Source organism: Streptomyces iakyrus (genome assembly GCF_000717055.1).
In the GTDB taxonomy this organism is placed as follows: Bacteria; Actinomycetota; Actinomycetes; order Streptomycetales; family Streptomycetaceae; genus Streptomyces; species Streptomyces iakyrus.
In genome coordinates, this window is record NZ_JNXI01000012.1 from 1 (window position 1) to 13,745 (window position 13,745).

General features: G+C 68.8%; 15 protein-coding genes and 1 pseudogene. 9 read left to right on the forward strand and 7 right to left on the reverse strand.

Features of this window, described 5'->3' with window-relative positions:
* Positions 1-231: 231 nt before the first annotated feature.
* The 4 genes from fahA to hppD are packed head-to-tail and all read right to left on the reverse strand — an operon-like array spanning position 232 to position 4,794.
* Positions 232-1,485 (reverse strand): fumarylacetoacetase, encoded by a 1,254-nt coding sequence (fahA, locus tag OO68_RS18870; RefSeq protein WP_051814721.1) that lies wholly within the window; start codon positions 1,483-1,485, stop codon positions 232-234.
* Positions 1,482-2,357 carry a hypothetical protein gene (locus tag OO68_RS18875; RefSeq protein WP_051814722.1) on the reverse strand — a complete coding sequence of 292 codons (876 nt, stop codon included), beginning with the start codon at positions 2,355-2,357 and terminating at the stop codon, positions 1,482-1,484. The genes fahA and OO68_RS18875 overlap by 4 nt, the downstream gene beginning before the upstream one ends.
* Positions 2,354-3,559 (reverse strand): homogentisate 1,2-dioxygenase, encoded by a 1,206-nt coding sequence (locus tag OO68_RS18880; protein WP_033309578.1) that lies wholly within the window; start codon positions 3,557-3,559, stop codon positions 2,354-2,356. Before OO68_RS18880 ends, OO68_RS18875 begins: the two co-directional genes overlap by 4 nt.
* 29 nt (positions 3,560-3,588) lie before the next feature.
* Positions 3,589-4,794, reverse strand: coding sequence for a 4-hydroxyphenylpyruvate dioxygenase (gene hppD / locus OO68_RS18885; protein WP_033309579.1), 1,206 nt, complete (start codon positions 4,792-4,794; stop codon positions 3,589-3,591).
* Positions 4,795-4,940: 146 nt separating this feature from the next.
* On the opposite strand from hppD, the gene OO68_RS18890 reads away from it, so the two are divergent.
* The 4 genes from OO68_RS18890 (at position 4,941) to OO68_RS18905 (ending at position 9,045) form a co-directional block, all read left to right on the forward strand.
* Positions 4,941-5,456, forward strand: coding sequence for an Lrp/AsnC family transcriptional regulator (locus OO68_RS18890; RefSeq protein ID WP_033309580.1), 516 nt, complete (start codon positions 4,941-4,943; stop codon positions 5,454-5,456).
* Positions 5,457-5,584: 128 nt separating this feature from the next.
* Positions 5,585-6,808 (forward strand): CaiB/BaiF CoA transferase family protein, encoded by a 1,224-nt coding sequence (locus tag OO68_RS18895; RefSeq protein ID WP_033309581.1) that lies wholly within the window; start codon positions 5,585-5,587, stop codon positions 6,806-6,808.
* Position 6,809: 1 nt separating this feature from the next.
* Positions 6,810-7,679, forward strand: coding sequence for a hydroxymethylglutaryl-CoA lyase (locus OO68_RS18900; RefSeq protein WP_033309582.1), 870 nt, complete (start codon positions 6,810-6,812; stop codon positions 7,677-7,679).
* A gap of 7 nt (positions 7,680-7,686) precedes the next feature.
* Entirely contained in the window at positions 7,687-9,045 is a 1,359-nt protein-coding gene (locus OO68_RS18905) for an SLC13 family permease (RefSeq protein ID WP_033309583.1), read from the forward strand.
* Between the two features lie 7 nt (positions 9,046-9,052).
* Here the strand turns inward: OO68_RS18905 and OO68_RS47720 are convergent, their stop codons facing one another.
* The gene (locus OO68_RS47720; protein WP_033309584.1) at positions 9,053-9,487 is read right to left on the reverse strand and encodes a hypothetical protein; all 435 of its coding nucleotides are present in this window, start codon (positions 9,485-9,487) and stop codon (positions 9,053-9,055) included.
* Between the two features lie 197 nt (positions 9,488-9,684).
* Between OO68_RS47720 and OO68_RS48615 the strand changes: the two genes are divergently transcribed.
* Both OO68_RS48615 and OO68_RS18915 read left to right on the forward strand, forming a co-directional pair.
* On the forward strand, positions 9,685-9,891 hold the full coding sequence (locus OO68_RS48615; protein WP_369333422.1) for an LrgB family protein: 207 nt from the start codon (positions 9,685-9,687) through the stop codon (positions 9,889-9,891).
* A gap of 31 nt (positions 9,892-9,922) precedes the next feature.
* Entirely contained in the window at positions 9,923-10,552 is a 630-nt protein-coding gene (locus OO68_RS18915; RefSeq protein ID WP_033309585.1) for an IclR family transcriptional regulator, read from the forward strand.
* A 133-nt stretch (positions 10,553-10,685) separates the two neighbouring features.
* Here OO68_RS18915 and OO68_RS18920 read toward each other — a convergent pair whose 3' ends face one another.
* Positions 10,686-10,895 (reverse strand): hypothetical protein, encoded by a 210-nt coding sequence (locus OO68_RS18920; RefSeq protein ID WP_033309586.1) that lies wholly within the window; start codon positions 10,893-10,895, stop codon positions 10,686-10,688.
* A gap of 112 nt (positions 10,896-11,007) precedes the next feature.
* The gene (locus tag OO68_RS18925; RefSeq protein WP_033309587.1) at positions 11,008-11,937 is read right to left on the reverse strand and encodes an AraC family transcriptional regulator; all 930 of its coding nucleotides are present in this window, start codon (positions 11,935-11,937) and stop codon (positions 11,008-11,010) included.
* 107 nt (positions 11,938-12,044) lie between these two features.
* On the opposite strand from OO68_RS18925, the gene OO68_RS18930 reads away from it, so the two are divergent.
* The 3 genes and pseudogenes from OO68_RS18930 to OO68_RS44135 form a co-directional block, all read left to right on the forward strand.
* Positions 12,045-12,827, forward strand: a complete 783-nt coding sequence (locus OO68_RS18930) for an MBL fold metallo-hydrolase (RefSeq protein ID WP_033309588.1) — start codon at positions 12,045-12,047, stop codon at positions 12,825-12,827.
* A gap of 33 nt (positions 12,828-12,860) precedes the next feature.
* Complete coding sequence (locus OO68_RS18935) at positions 12,861-13,505, forward strand: NAD(P)-dependent oxidoreductase (protein ID WP_033309589.1); 645 nt, start codon at positions 12,861-12,863, stop codon at positions 13,503-13,505.
* Positions 13,506-13,594: 89 nt separating this feature from the next.
* Positions 13,595-13,735: pseudogene (locus tag OO68_RS44135) on the forward strand (transposase); the annotation flags it as partial.
* Between the last annotated feature and the right edge of the window lie 10 nt (positions 13,736-13,745).

Genomic DNA, 13,745 nt, shown 5'->3' on the forward strand with positions numbered 1-13,745 from the left:
CCGCAACCCGGTGAACGTCTCCACCCACACCGGCTCAGCCCTCAACACCCCACCCATACAGGCAAAATGCCCGCCACCAAGCCTTCTGCAACACCCTTTGGGGCAGGGTGTCACCGCCGGGGGCGCAGCCTTGGGGACTACCTTCAGCTGGACGGTCTCGGTGTCGCCAGCGTCGAACCACTCGCGGCGTCGGCCACCGCCTCTGCCGCGGAGGACAAGGTCTTGTCCATATCAGTCACTTCTGTGTGTCGGGGCAATCCGGCCGTGAACCTCGCCGAGTCCGAGAGTGGTGCCGCTGGGCCCGGGTGCGGTCGCGGTGATCACCACCTCGTCATGGTCTTCAAGGAAGGTGCGGATGCTGCCGTCCGGCAGCTGCAGAGGTTCGTTGCCTCCCCAAGTGAGCTCGATGAAGGAGCCGCGTTCGGTGGCTCGGGGTCCGCTGATGGTGCCGGATGCGAAGAAGTCACCGGTGCGCAGGGAGGCTCCATTGATGGTCATGTGCGCCAGCTGCTGGGCGGCGGTCCAGTACATCGACGCGAACGGAGGCCGGGAGACGACGTGGCCGTTGAGTGAGACTTCGAGCCGGATGTCGAGGCCCCAGGGGTCGGCGTCGGTGTCGTCCAGGTACGGCAGCGGCCGGGGCGCCCGGGCGGGCGGCGCCACCCGTGCGGCCTCCAGTGCGGCGAGGGGCACGATCCACGGTGCGGCGGAGGTGGCGAAGGACTTGCCGAGGAACGGGCCGAGTGGGGCGTACTCCCATGCCTGGATGTCGCGGGCGGACCAGTCGTTGACCAGGCAGACGCCGAAGACGTGCTGGGGAAAGGCCGCGAGGTCGACCGGCCGGCCGAGAGTGCTCGGGGTGCCGACTACGAAGCCAAGCTCGGCCTCGATGTCGAGCCGGGCCGACGGGCCGAAGACCACCTCGCCGTCCGGGGTGCGGCGCTGGCCCTGCGGTCGGATGACGGGGGTGCCGGAGACGACCACGGTGCCGGCGCGTCCGTGGTAACCGATGGGGAGATGCTTCCAGTTGGGAGGCAGCGGGGGCTGGCCGGGCCGGAACAGGTTGCCGAGGTTGGTGGCGTGGTGCTCCGAGGCGTAGAAGTCCACGTAGTCGGCGACCGTGAACGGCAGGACCATCGCGGCTTCGTCGACGGCGACGAGCAGCGGCTCGAGGTCGTGACGGCGGGTCGGGTCGGTGAGCCAGTCGGTCAGGGTGACTCGGGTGCGGGTCCAGGCGTCGGGTCCGGCGGCGAGCAGTCGGTCAAGGCTGCCGGCGGCGAACAGGGCGGCGTGGGCGGGATCCAGTCGTGCGGACGCGGCAGTGAGGTCCAAGACGTGGTCGCCGATGCGGACGCCGACCCGGGTGTCGCCGGTGGAGGTGGTGAACGCGCCGTACGGGAGGGTTTGGATTCCGAACGGGTGGTCGTCCGGCAGCTCCAGCCAGGTCCGGCCGACGGTGGTGTGGGGGCGGGTGTCGATGGTCATGGTCGGGTCTCCTCGATCAGGCCCAACGCGGTCAGGTCGTCGAGTGGCTCGTCGATGCTGCACGTGCCGAACGACTCGAACTGACGGCGCACGGAGTGGGTGGTTTCGACGTCGAGTCGGCGGAATGCCTCGGCGACCGAGGCCGGGCTGCGGTCGGCGAGGATCGAGGCGACGGACGAGGTGGGGCTGCCGGCCAGGGCGGCCGAGGTCGCCAGCAGGACGTTGAGGAATCCGTGGTGCTCGAACCCGGTGACAGGGTCGCGGTGACGGACAGCGTGATGCAGGCCGGCGGTGAGCTTGAACGACAGCCGGTTGCGGGTGGCGTTACCGATGGCCGCGGCGAGCTCGTACTCGGTCGGGAAGGCCGTGGCCGTGGTTCCGCCGGTGCGTAGTTTCAAGTGGTGGCGGGTGAGTGCCAGAAAGCGGCACAGGGCGTGGTCGACTTCGCCGACGGGGACCTCGAGGTAGCCCGTCACGTGGGCGGGCAGCTCGCTATCCAGCTGCGTGATGAGCGCAGCGACGCGCTGCCCGCGCAGCAGCGGGACCTCGACCGCGACGAGCGTCGCCTTCGGGGTGTCCGAGGCGGCAGCGACGGCCGCGGACAGTCCGTCCATGCCGCCGGGCACGGTTACCGAGGCCTTGATCCGGGAGGCGGTGGGCAGGTGCTTCACCAGTTCCGGCCAGCGGGCGTCGGCGCAGACGAACGCCCCCACGTACGCCGCCTGCGCCGATGCCTTCCAGGCCAGGTGCCCCTCCACCGCATCGGCCATCGCGGCATTGCCGGGCGGGAAGAGCGCGGCGTCGTCGAACAGGCCTTGGAACCATGCCTTGCCCACGGGCGCCCACTCGGCGGCGTGCCGGCCTGCGGTCATGCGTCCGGACCCCGTCCTGCCCACGACCAGGCGTAGATTCCGTCGTCGGTGGCGCGGCCCCCCTCGCCGAGGGCGAGCGGACGGAAGGTGTCCACCATCACCGCGAGCTCGTCGAACTCCTCGGCCCCGACGCCGGCCTCGACGGCGCCTGGCTGCGGGCCGTGCGAGTGGCCACCGGGGTGCAGAGAGACCGATCCGACGTTGATGCCGGACCCTTTGCGGGCCTCGTAGTAACCGCCGACGTAGAACATGACCTCGTCGGAGTCGACGTTGGCGTGGTAGTACGGCACCGGCACTGCCAGCGGGTGGTAGTCGACCTTGCGGGGCACGAAGTTGCAGATCACGAAGTTGCGGCCCTCGAAGACCTGGTGCACCGGCGGCGGCTGGTGGACCCGGCCGGTGATCGGTTCGTAGTCGGCGATGTTGAACGCGTACGGGTACAGGCAGCCGTCCCAGCCGACCACGTCGAACGGGTGCCGGGGCACCACGTGCACCGTCCCGGCCAGGCCTCCGGGGCCCGTTCCGCGGTGCTTGACGTAGACCTCCACGTCCTGCTCCTCGACCACGCGCGGCGTGGTGGGGGTGCGCAGGTCCCGCTCGCAGTAAGGCGCGTGCTCCAGGAACTGGCCGTACTGCGAGAGGTACCGCTTGGGCGGGGCGATGTGGCTGTTGGCCTCGATCGCGTACAGCCGCAGCGGGCCGTCGCCGGACGGTACCCACCGGTGAGTGGTGGCCCGGGGCAGGATCACGTAGTCGCCCTGCCCGACGTCCAGGTCACCGAAGACCGTCTCCACGGTGCCGGTGCCGGACTCGACGTACACGCACTCGTCGCCGGTCGCGTTGCGGTACAGCGGCGAGGTCTCACCGACCGCCGCGTAGCCGATCCGCACATCCCCGTTGCCGAGCACCAGACGCCGGCCGGTGACCGCGTCGGTGGACTTCCACTCCTGGCCGGTAAACAGTTCGTGCAGCCTCAGGTGCCGTGGGGTCAGCGGCTCGTTCGGCACTGTGGTCTGGTCGGGCAGCTCCCAGGTGCGGGCATCGGCGATCGCCGAGGGTACGTGGACGTGGTAGAGCAGCGAGGAGTCGGAGGAAAAGCCCTCCTCGCCCATCAGCTCCTCGTAGTACAGGTTGCCGGCCGGATCACGGAACTGGGTGTGCCGCTTCGGCGGGATCTTCCCGTTGCGCTGGTAGTGGGCCATGGCGTCCTGCCTTCCTGGGGTGGCCGCGGTCAGAGGTTGCCGCGTCGGTCCTGCTCGCGCTCGATGGCCTCGAACAGGGCCTTGAAGTTGCCCTTGCCGAAGCCCAGCGAGCCGTGCCGCTCGATGAACTCGAAGAACACCGTCGGCCGGTCGCCCAGGGGCTTGGTGAAGATCTGGAGCAGGTAGCCGTCCTCGTCGCGGTCGACCAGGATGCCGCGCTTTTGCAGCTCTTCGATCGGAACCCGCACTTCACCGATCCGAGCGCGGAGTTCGGGGTCCTCGTAGTAGGAGTCCGGGGTGTTGAGGAACTCGATACCCTCGCGGCGCAGCTCGTCGACGGTGCGGAGGATGTCGTTGGTCGCCAGGGCCAGGTGCTGGGCGCCAGGACCGTCGTAGAACTCCAGGTACTCGTCGATCTGACTCTTCTTCTGCGCGATCGCGGGCTCGTTGAGCGGGAACTTCACCCGGTGGTTGCCGGACGCGACCACCTTCGACATCAGTGCGGAGTAGTCGGTGGCGATGTCGTCACCGATGAACTCGGCCATGTTCGTGAAGCCGAGCACCTTGTTGTAGAACTCGACCCACTCGTCCATCCGGCCGAGCTCGACATTGCCGACGATGTGGTCCAATGCCTGGAAGATCCGCTTCGGGGCACCCTCGCGCTTCTGGTAGGACGAGGTGCGGGCGACGTACCCGGGCAGGTACGGGCCGGCATAGTTCGACCGGTCGACCAGCGTGTGCCGGGTCTCGCCGTACGTCGCGATCGCGGCCGTTCGCACGGTGCCGTGCTCGTCGGAGACGTCGTGCGGCTCTTCGAGGACGGTGGCACCCACCGAGCGCGCGTGCTCGATGCACTTGTCGACGTCGGGCACCTCGAGAGCGATGTCGATGATGCCGTCGCCGTGCTTGGCGTGGTGGGCGATGATCGGGCTCGACGGATGGACGCCGCCCTTGAACACGAACCGGACCGCGCCGGACTTGAGCACGTAGGCCATGTGGTCGCGTTCGCCGGTCTCCGGACCGGAGTAGGCCACGAGCTCCATGCCGAAGGCGGACTGGAAGAAGCGCGCGGCCTGGGTGGCGTTCCCGACGGCCCACACCGCCGCGTCCCAGCCGGTGACCGGGAACGGATCGTTTCCGGCGTCGTACTCGACGAGGCCGACGAGCTGCTTGAGGGTGTCGAGGTCGAGCTCGGCGAGCCGCTCCTCGTTGGTCAGCGTGTCCTTCAGCGACATGGTCGAGGTCCTTTCGTCCATAACGTCGTGAGAAGCAGACACCACACTTTGAGAACTCTGCAATGTGCCCATTTCGAAGTGGGCAAGGTGACCAGTTGAGCCCGGCAGAGGCGACCGCAGCTAGTCAAAATGGCTACCTTGGCGCCATGAATGACGCGAACTGCGAACTGGACGAGCTCGACGTGGCACTCCTTACCGCCCTCTCCGAGAACCCCCGCGTGGGCGATCTGGAGCTCTCGCGCCTGACCAAGGTCGCGCGGGCAACGGTTCAGAGCCGGTTGAGGCGACTGACGGAGACGGGCGTGATCAGCGACTGGGACCCCTCGGTGGATGCCGCAGCGGCTGGGTTCCCGGTCCAGGCGTTCGTGACCCTCGAGATCGCCCAGGGGGCGTTGGACGATGTGGCCGCCGACCTTGAGGGCATCCCGCACGTCCTCGAGGCCTACGTCACCACAGGCTCTTCCGACGTGCTGTGCAAGGTGGCCACACCTTCGCACCAAGAGCTGCAGGCCACGCTGGTCAGGCTGAACCGGTCCGCCTCGGTCGTCCGATCGACCAGCGTGATGGTGCTCTCTGTCCTGGTTCCCCCGCGCATTCTTCCGCTGCTGCGCACCGCCACCCCGACCCGGCCGGGCCGCGCGCCGGCCTACCGCAGGACCTGAAGACCGGGACTACCGACCAGTACTCGATTCTCGGTCCAAGGGGTTGTCAGGGATTGAAGCGCCACCCTACGGTGTCCGCACTCTCAACATTTGAGAGCGCATAGCCAGAACATGAGAACGGATGGCTGATGATCCCCACTTCACCACCGCCCGGCTCCTCCAGCCGTGGCCCGCTGACAGGCCTCAAGGTGCTCGACGCCGGCAACGTGTTCGCGGCGCCCTTCGCTGCCGCCCTGCTCGGTGATCTCGGAGCGGACGTCGTCAAGATCGAGGTTCCTTCGGTCGGGGACCCACTGCGCGGCCTGCAGCCGTTCGACGGCGAGGAGTCACTGCTGTGGGCGTCGCTGGCTCGCAACAAGCGGTCGATCACGCTCGATCTCCGCCAGGACGAGGGCCGCGACCTCTTCCTGCGGCTCGTTGCCGAGCACGACGTACTGCTGGAGAACTTCCGCCCCGGCACGCTCGACCGCTGGGGCCTCGATGTCGAGACGCTGCGCCAGGCCAACCCCGACCTCGTGGTCACGCGCGTGAGCGGCTACGGACAGTCCGGACCGTACGCGCCGATGCCCGGCTTCGGCACTCCGGCCACCGCGTTCAGCGGCTATGTGCACAGCACCGGATTTCCCGACGGGCCACCGGTGCTCCCTCCGATCAACCTCGTCGACTACGTCGCGGGTCTCTTCGCCGCCTTCGGAACCATGTCAGCGCTCTATCACCGCGACGCTCTCGGCGGCGAAGGGCAGGAGGTCGATGTCGCGCTGTACGAGTCGGTACTGCGGTTCCTCGAAGCGTTCGTCACCCAGTACGACCGCCTGGGCACCGTGCACGAGCGCCAGGGCAACCAGGTTCCCGCGACCGTCCCCTGCGGGCTGTTCCAGGCATCGGACGACGTGTGGATGGTGCTCTCCACCAGCACCGACAAGACCTTCAACCGCCTCGCCGCGCTGATGGGCCGCGAGGACATGACCACCGACCCCCGCTACCGCACCAACCGCGACCGGGTGCTCAACCGCGAGGCGGTCAACGGCATCGTCACCGACTGGTTCGGCGCCCGGACCGGCGAGGAGCTGCAGAAGGCGTGCGACGACGCCGGGGTCCCGGTGAGCCGGGTCAACACCATGGCCGACGTCTTCGCCGATCCGCACGTCCGGCAGCGCGAAAGCCTGATCGAGGTCGAGCACCCCGCCCTCGGCACCCTCACCATGCCCGCCATCGTTCCCCGCTTCTCCCGCACCCCGGGCGAGGTCCGCACCGCCGGCCCGGCCCTCGGCCAGCACACGTACGAAGTGCTGTCAGGACTCGGGCTCAGCGACGACGAGCTGGACCGACTCGCCCAGGCAGGGGTGATCTGAGATGAACGTAGAAGTCACCGACGTGGTGCTGCGCGACGGGCTCCAGGACGAGGACGTCGTCGTGGCCACCCGCGACAAGATCGCCATCGCCCAGGCACTGGTCGACGCCGGCATCACCACCTTCGAGGTCGCCTCCTTCGTCAACCCCGCACGCGTGCCCCAGATGGCTGACGCCGGCGACGTCGTCGACGGCACCCGTGGCCTCGGGGCGCGTCGCCTCGCGCTCGCCCTCAACGCCAAGGGAGTCCACCGGGCCGCAGCCAGCGGAGTGGAGGTCGTCGAGGTCGTTGCCTCCGCCAGCAGTGGCCACAGCCGCGCCAACGCGGGCCGCGATGTCGACCAGGCCATCGACGAACTGGCCGCAGCGGTCGCCGAGCACCCCGGCACAGCGTTCATCGCGGGCGTCTCCACCGCCTTCGTCTGCCCGTTCGACGGCCCGGTCCCGGCCGCCCGGCTCGTCGAGGTCGTCGCGCGAGTCGCCGGCATCGGCGTCGAGCGAGTCGGGCTGGCCGACACCCTCGGGATTGCGACACCCGAGCAGGTCGCAACCTCTGTCGCCGCGGTCCAGCAGGCCCTGCCGGACGTGGAGCTGGGCCTGCACCTGCACAACGCCAAGGACCAGGCCCTCGACACCGTCGACGCCGCCCTGGAGCTCGGGATCCGGCACTTCGACAGCGCCGTCGGCGGCTACGGCGGCTGCCCGTTCGCGCCCGGCGCGCACGGGAACCTCGCGACCGAGGCACTGGTCGCGCACCTCCACGCGCGCGGCGTGCACACCGGAGTCGACGTGTCCAAGCTGGCCGGCACTGCCCAGCTGGTCCAGCAGTCCCTTGTCCGCGGCGACCGGCTTCCCGTGCGGCCAACCCAGTGAGGACGTCATGACCACCTACCTGATCTCCATAGCGGCCCTGGTCGCCGTCTTCGCGATCGCCACCATCCGGCCCATCAACATGGGCATCCTGGGCTTCGCCGCCGCCTTCATCGTCGGCGGCTGGGTGTCCGGAATCCCCATCGAGGACATCCAGGCCTTCTTCCCCGGCGACATGTTCCTCGTCGTGTTCGGCATCACGCTGCTGTTCGGCATCGCCCGGGCCAACGGAACGATCGACCTGATCATGGAGGCCGCACTCAAGCTCGTCCGCGGCAAGCCGTGGGCGATCGTCTGGCTGATGTTCATGCTCGCCGCAGCGCTCATGGCGCTCGGATCCGTGCTGGCCGTCGGCATGCTCGCCCCGATCGCCATGCCCTTGGCCAAGAAGTACGGCATCGACCCGCTGCTGATGGGCATGATGCTCAGCCACGGCGCCCTCGGTGCCGCGTTCTCCCCGGTCACCGTCTACTCGGTCGGCATCGGGGAGCTGACCCAGGACCAGGGCATCGACGTCTCCCCGGTCCTGTTGTTCATCGTGCCGTTCGCGCTCAACCTGTGCCTGGCCGCGGTGCTGTTCCTCGTCCGCGGCCGCTCTTTGCTCCGGGCCACGGGCCCGGTCGGCGCCGAGGACCCGGTCGCCGCCAGCGATGGCACCCCTGGCGCCGACGGCGTGCCCGCACCCCGCACACCTGTCGCCGGTGCCACCGTCACCCGGCCCCGCCCCGCCACGCTGGTCACCGATCCCGTCATAGGCAAGGCCGCGGGCACCCGCCCGGCCGTCGAGAACTGGCTCACCTTCGCCTCCATCGGAGGGCTGCTCGTGGCCGCCCTCCTGGGGATCGACGTCGGCGTCACGTCCGTCTGTCTCGGCGCGTTGCTGCTGCTGGCTTCGCCCAAGACCGTGGAGCCCGCGATGAAAGCGATCTCATGGCCGGCGGTGCTCCTGGTCTGCGGCATCGTGACCTACATGGGCGTTCTGACCGAAAACGGCACTCTGGCCTACGTGGGCCAGAAGGCCATCGAAATCCCGTGGCCGGTGCTGACCGCCTTGGTCATGCTCGTCGCCGTCGGCCTCATCTCCGCCGTCGGCTCCTCCTTCGGCATCATCCTGATCTCGCTGCCACTGGCCGCGCCGCTGCTGGCCGGCGGCGAGCTCGGCGCTGTGGGCTTCGTGGTCGCACTCGCCTTCTGCGCCACCGTGGTCGACGTCAGCCCTTTCTCCACCAACGGCGTCATCGTGCTCGCCAGCGCACAGGTCGAGGACACGAAGCGGTTCCAGCGCCAGATGCTGCGCTACTGCGGCTACATCGTCGTAGTCGCGCCGCTGCTGGCCTGGGCCACGATCGTGCTCCCCACCGCAGCCTGACCGAGCATCAGCCCGAGGTCGCAAGGACGATGCCGGTCTTCGGCCCACGCACACCCAGGGACAACACCGTGATCATCTCCTTCGAGGGCAACACCCCCCACGTCGCCGCAAACGCCTGGATGGCAGGCAACGCAAACCTGGTTGGCAGCGTCGACGTGGAAGGAGGCCCAAGCATCTGGTTCGGTGCCGACAGCAACTGCAGGACAAATGCGTCCTGCACGCCGACCCCGGCATCCTGGCCGCCATCGGCCGTCGGGTCAGCATCGGCCACGCCGCCGTCGTTCCCGGCAGCACTATTGAAGACGACGTCCTCATCGGTACGGGCGCCATCCTCGTGGATCGGGTGCTGGTCGGCGCCGGCTCGCTCGTGGCTGCCGGAGCCCTGATCACCGAGGGCACCGGGGTGCCGCCCGGGTCGCTGGCCGCCCGGCGTGCCGGCCAAGGTTCTCCGCCCCCTGCGGGATACCGACGAACAAGCCGTGCGGCGCAACGCCGCCGACCATGTCCGGCGTGCCCAGAGGTTCCACTCTGCGCTGACCGATGCCCTTCGAGCCACCGCGTGAACCCGCATGAGCTTGACGACCACTACGGACGCCGCCGCGAAACAACCACTCCCAAGTCAGAGCAGCAGCGACCTGGATGACTGTCGGCGGCCACCGGCATTTCGGGGCCGTCGCGGGGCCGTCCCTGTTGGCGATCGGCGTCAGCCCTCAGGGCAACGGGACCAGCCAAATGCTGCAGGAGGGGGATAACCCCGGAGCCTTCTCCGGCCTCGCCATGGCGGGAAGTGCCGTATCGACCGCGGCCCTGCTCTCGCGTGAACCAGTGTTGAACACTGGAATTTGATTCTCAAATGATGAGAGTTTACAGTCATCAAGTGACTACAGGCGTGGAAACCGGCGTGGGCGTCCTCGACAAGGGAATGGCCATCGTCGACCTGTGTGAGCGTACTCCGTCATCCGGGAGCGAGATCGCCCGCGTATTGGGCATGACCGTGCCAACGGCACATCGACTGGCCGGCGCCCTGGTTGCACACGGGCTCTTGCAGCGCGCCGCCGACGGCCGGTTCTACCTCGGGCCACGCTTCCTGACCTCGCGCATGACCGAGCACGCGCAACCCGTGCTGGCGCGCCTGACCCGTCACATCAACGAGACATCACAGCTCTGGGTTGCCCGGGGCGAGTTCCGAGTGTGTACCGCGAGCGCGGAGGCCGAGACCGAGCTGCGAGTCAGCCTTCCGGTGGGCAGCCGTCTCCCCTTCTCTGACGGCGGGTCGGCGGCAGCGGCCCTGCTCGGCACAGTCCGCTCCGAAGGCTGGGTCGAGTCGGTCTCCCAGCGCACCGTCGGAGTCGGCTCTGTCAGCGCCCCAGTGCTTGTGGGCAACACCCCCGTCGCAGCGGTTTGCGTCATCGTGCCGATCCCGCGCGTCACGAGTTCTCCCGGACAGATGTACGGGGCGCTTGCCTGTAGCGCCGCCGCCGACATCGCAGCGAACCTCGAAGGCTGACCGGCGGTTGACCCCACTCCCGGCCGTCGGTCACCGCTGCGATCAGCACCTCAAGATGCGCCTCAGCCGAGGCGTCGCCGATGTCGTCAGCCGTATTCGGGAGCTTCAGTGAGGTGAAGAAAGGCGACTGAGGTCAGCTCGGGATGTTCAGCTTCTCGTCTCCCGGAGAGCGTGATGTGCCGGAGCGGAGCATGCCGCGCAAGATCGGCATGCTGTCCCAGAGCAGACGGTCCTCGAAGACCCGGTGCTCCAGGCCCTCGAAGCCGCCCAGAGAAAGATCCGCGACGAGGGCGGCATCGCGCTGGATCCGCAGCGTGCACGGGTCAGCAAGGAAGCCGTCCACGGTCGCCGCGATTACATCTGTGTCAGTGATGAGGATCCGTGAAAATGAATCCTCAGAGGCTGATCTCGTCCTCACTTGATTGCCCGGTCTTCGTACTGCCGACGTAGTGCTGTCAGCTGTCTTCGCCCGGGGGTGCGGCAATGGCCTGCTGGGTGCGGCGGAAGTCGCCAGGGGTGGTACCGGTGTGGCGGGTGAAGAACTTGCCGAAGTTGGTCGGTTCGGAGAAGCCGAGGCGGCGGGCGATGGTGGCGACAGGTTCGTCGGTGTGGGCGAGGAGCCGCTGCGCCTGGAGGGCGACGCGGGCGTCGATGACGTGTTTGACGGATCGTCCGGTGGCTGCCCGGCAAGCCCGGGTGAGGGTCTTGACGGTGTAGCCGAGGCGGTCGGCGTAGTCCTCGGCGCGCCGGGTGGTGGCGTAGGAGCGTTCCAGTTCGGCGTGGAAGCGAGCGTAGACCTCGCCGCCGGCGTAGGGGTCGGCGGGCGCACTGTGGCGGGGGAGGCGGTCGATGTGCAGCAGCAGCGCGGCCAGCAACAGCTGCAGGATCTCACGGGACGCGCCCTCGGGGCGACGGTATTCGGCGTGGAGTCGGGCGAGCAGGGCGGAAGTGGTGGCGTTGTCGCTGCTGGTGCCCAGTTGCCAGCAGTTGGGGGCGGACCAGTCGTCGGCGAGGCGGCTGGCTGCTGCGGTGGTTTCCGGGAAGGCGGGGGTGAACAGCAGGTGCGTGCCGTTCATCAGGCCGGGGCTGGCCAGGCGTTGCACCTGGCCGGGGCGGATCCAAAGCAGGGTGCCGGGCCGGCATGGGTATGCGACGAAGTCGACGGTCTGCTCGGCACTGCCCTGGGTGATCAGGGTGAGGGAGTGGAAGTCGGCGCGGTGGACCCGTTGCAGGCTGCCGTCGGTGACCCGGCGGTGCAGCGCGGCCAGATCGGTGATCTCGATGCCGGGAACCGGGGCGTTGGGCGGGTTGAAGCCGAACCCGGGGATGGCCTCCCCGCCCGCCGGTGCGGGGGCGTGGCTCCTGCCATTGCCCGTCCTGTCCATTTCTGACCACGGCACGTCTCCATCATACCTCGCTGGCCTGCGGCGTTTCCCGGACAGTGGAAGGCGAGGACGAACAAGGACCTCTACCCACCATAAGGAGACAGGCCATGAACGGCACCATCACGGTCATCGACAAGGGCGCGGTGCGCATCCACAGCTACATGGCCCCCGATGACAGCCTGAACGTCACCACCCAGCTGATCGAGACCCCGGCGCGCGTCATCGCCGTGGACGCCCAGTATGCCCTGGCCTACGCCGACGAGGTCGTCGCCTACGCGCGCGGCCTGGGCAAGCCGCTGGACCGGGTGATCATCACCCACGCCCACCCGGACCACTTCCAGGGCGCCGCCCGCTTCGGCGCCCCCGTGCACGCGCTGGCCGCGGTACGCGAGCAGATCGCTGCCCAGGGCGACGGCCAGGACCCGACGGGTGCGGTGATCCCGGTCGCGGACATGACGCCAACGGTGGAGGTCGTGCCGGGCACGCAGGTCATCGACGGCGTCCCGTTCGTCTCCGAGGCCCATCACGGCGGCGAGGCCGCCGACGAGCTGGTGATCAAGCTTCCCGAGCAGGGCGTCCTGGTCGCCCAGGACCTCGTCTATCACGCCACCCACCTCTTCCTCGGCAACAACGACATCCCCGGCTGGACCAAGGCCGTCGAACAGCTCGCCGCCGACCCCGCCTACGACACCGTCCTGCCCGGCCACGGCCTGCCCGCCGGCCCCGAAGTCTTCGACCAGCTGCGCCGCTACCTCACCGACGCAGGCGAGCTGCTCGGCGACGACGGCGATGAGTACAAGCAGGCCATAACGGCGCGTCATCCCGGCTTCGGCGGCGCATTCCTGATCGACATCGGCAACCAGCACCTCTTCGGTACCGACAACACCTGACCATCGCCCCCTCCAGTGAAACGGACCCCCAACATGAGCAAGATCACCGTCTTCGGCGCCGCCGGAAAGGCCGGCTCCCGCGTCGTCGCCGAGGCCGTCGCGCGCGGCCACGAGGTCACGGCCGTCGCCCGCGACCTAGACGCACTGTCCGCCCTCCCCGTTGGCGTGCAGGCGGGTGCTGGCGACGTCACCGATCCCGACTCCGTCGCCGCCCTCTCCAAGGACGCCGATGCGATCGTGCTGACCGTCGGCGGCCCGGACGCCGCCCTCTACACGAACGCCGTCGCCGCCGCCGCGTCGGCCGTCCGCGCCCTGGGCCCGGCCAGCCCACGCATCATCCACATGGGCGGCGGCGCGAGCCTCCTCAACGGCGAGGGCGTGCGCTTCTTCGACGCCCCCGGCTTCCCGGAGGAGTTCAAGCCCTACGCCATCGGCCAGATCCGCGCCCTCGACGCCTACCTCGCCCTCGGAGACGACGTGACCTGGACCTACCTGTCCCCGCCTCCGGTCCACTTCACCCCCGGCACGTGCACCGGTGACTACCGCACCGGTTTGGACCACCCTGTCGTCGGCGACGACGGCCAGGCCCGCATCTCCTACGAAGACTACGCCGCAGCCCTCGTCGACGAGATCGAAAACCCCCGCCACCTCAACCGACGCTTCACCGTCGGCTACTGAACAACCAGCTATGACAGCTTCCAGCGACACGCGTAAGACGCGCTGCCCTCTCCTGCGCGGCCAGGAGAGAAGACAACGCCGAACTCCGGCGGGTGCGGGCCCGCGTCGAGCACACCTTTGCCCGGATGAAGAACTGGAAGCTCCTGCGCGACTGCCGCCAACGGGGCGACGGCCTCCATCACGCCGTGCAGGCCGTCGCCACCATGCACAACCTCGCCATGACAGGGTGAAGCAGCAGGC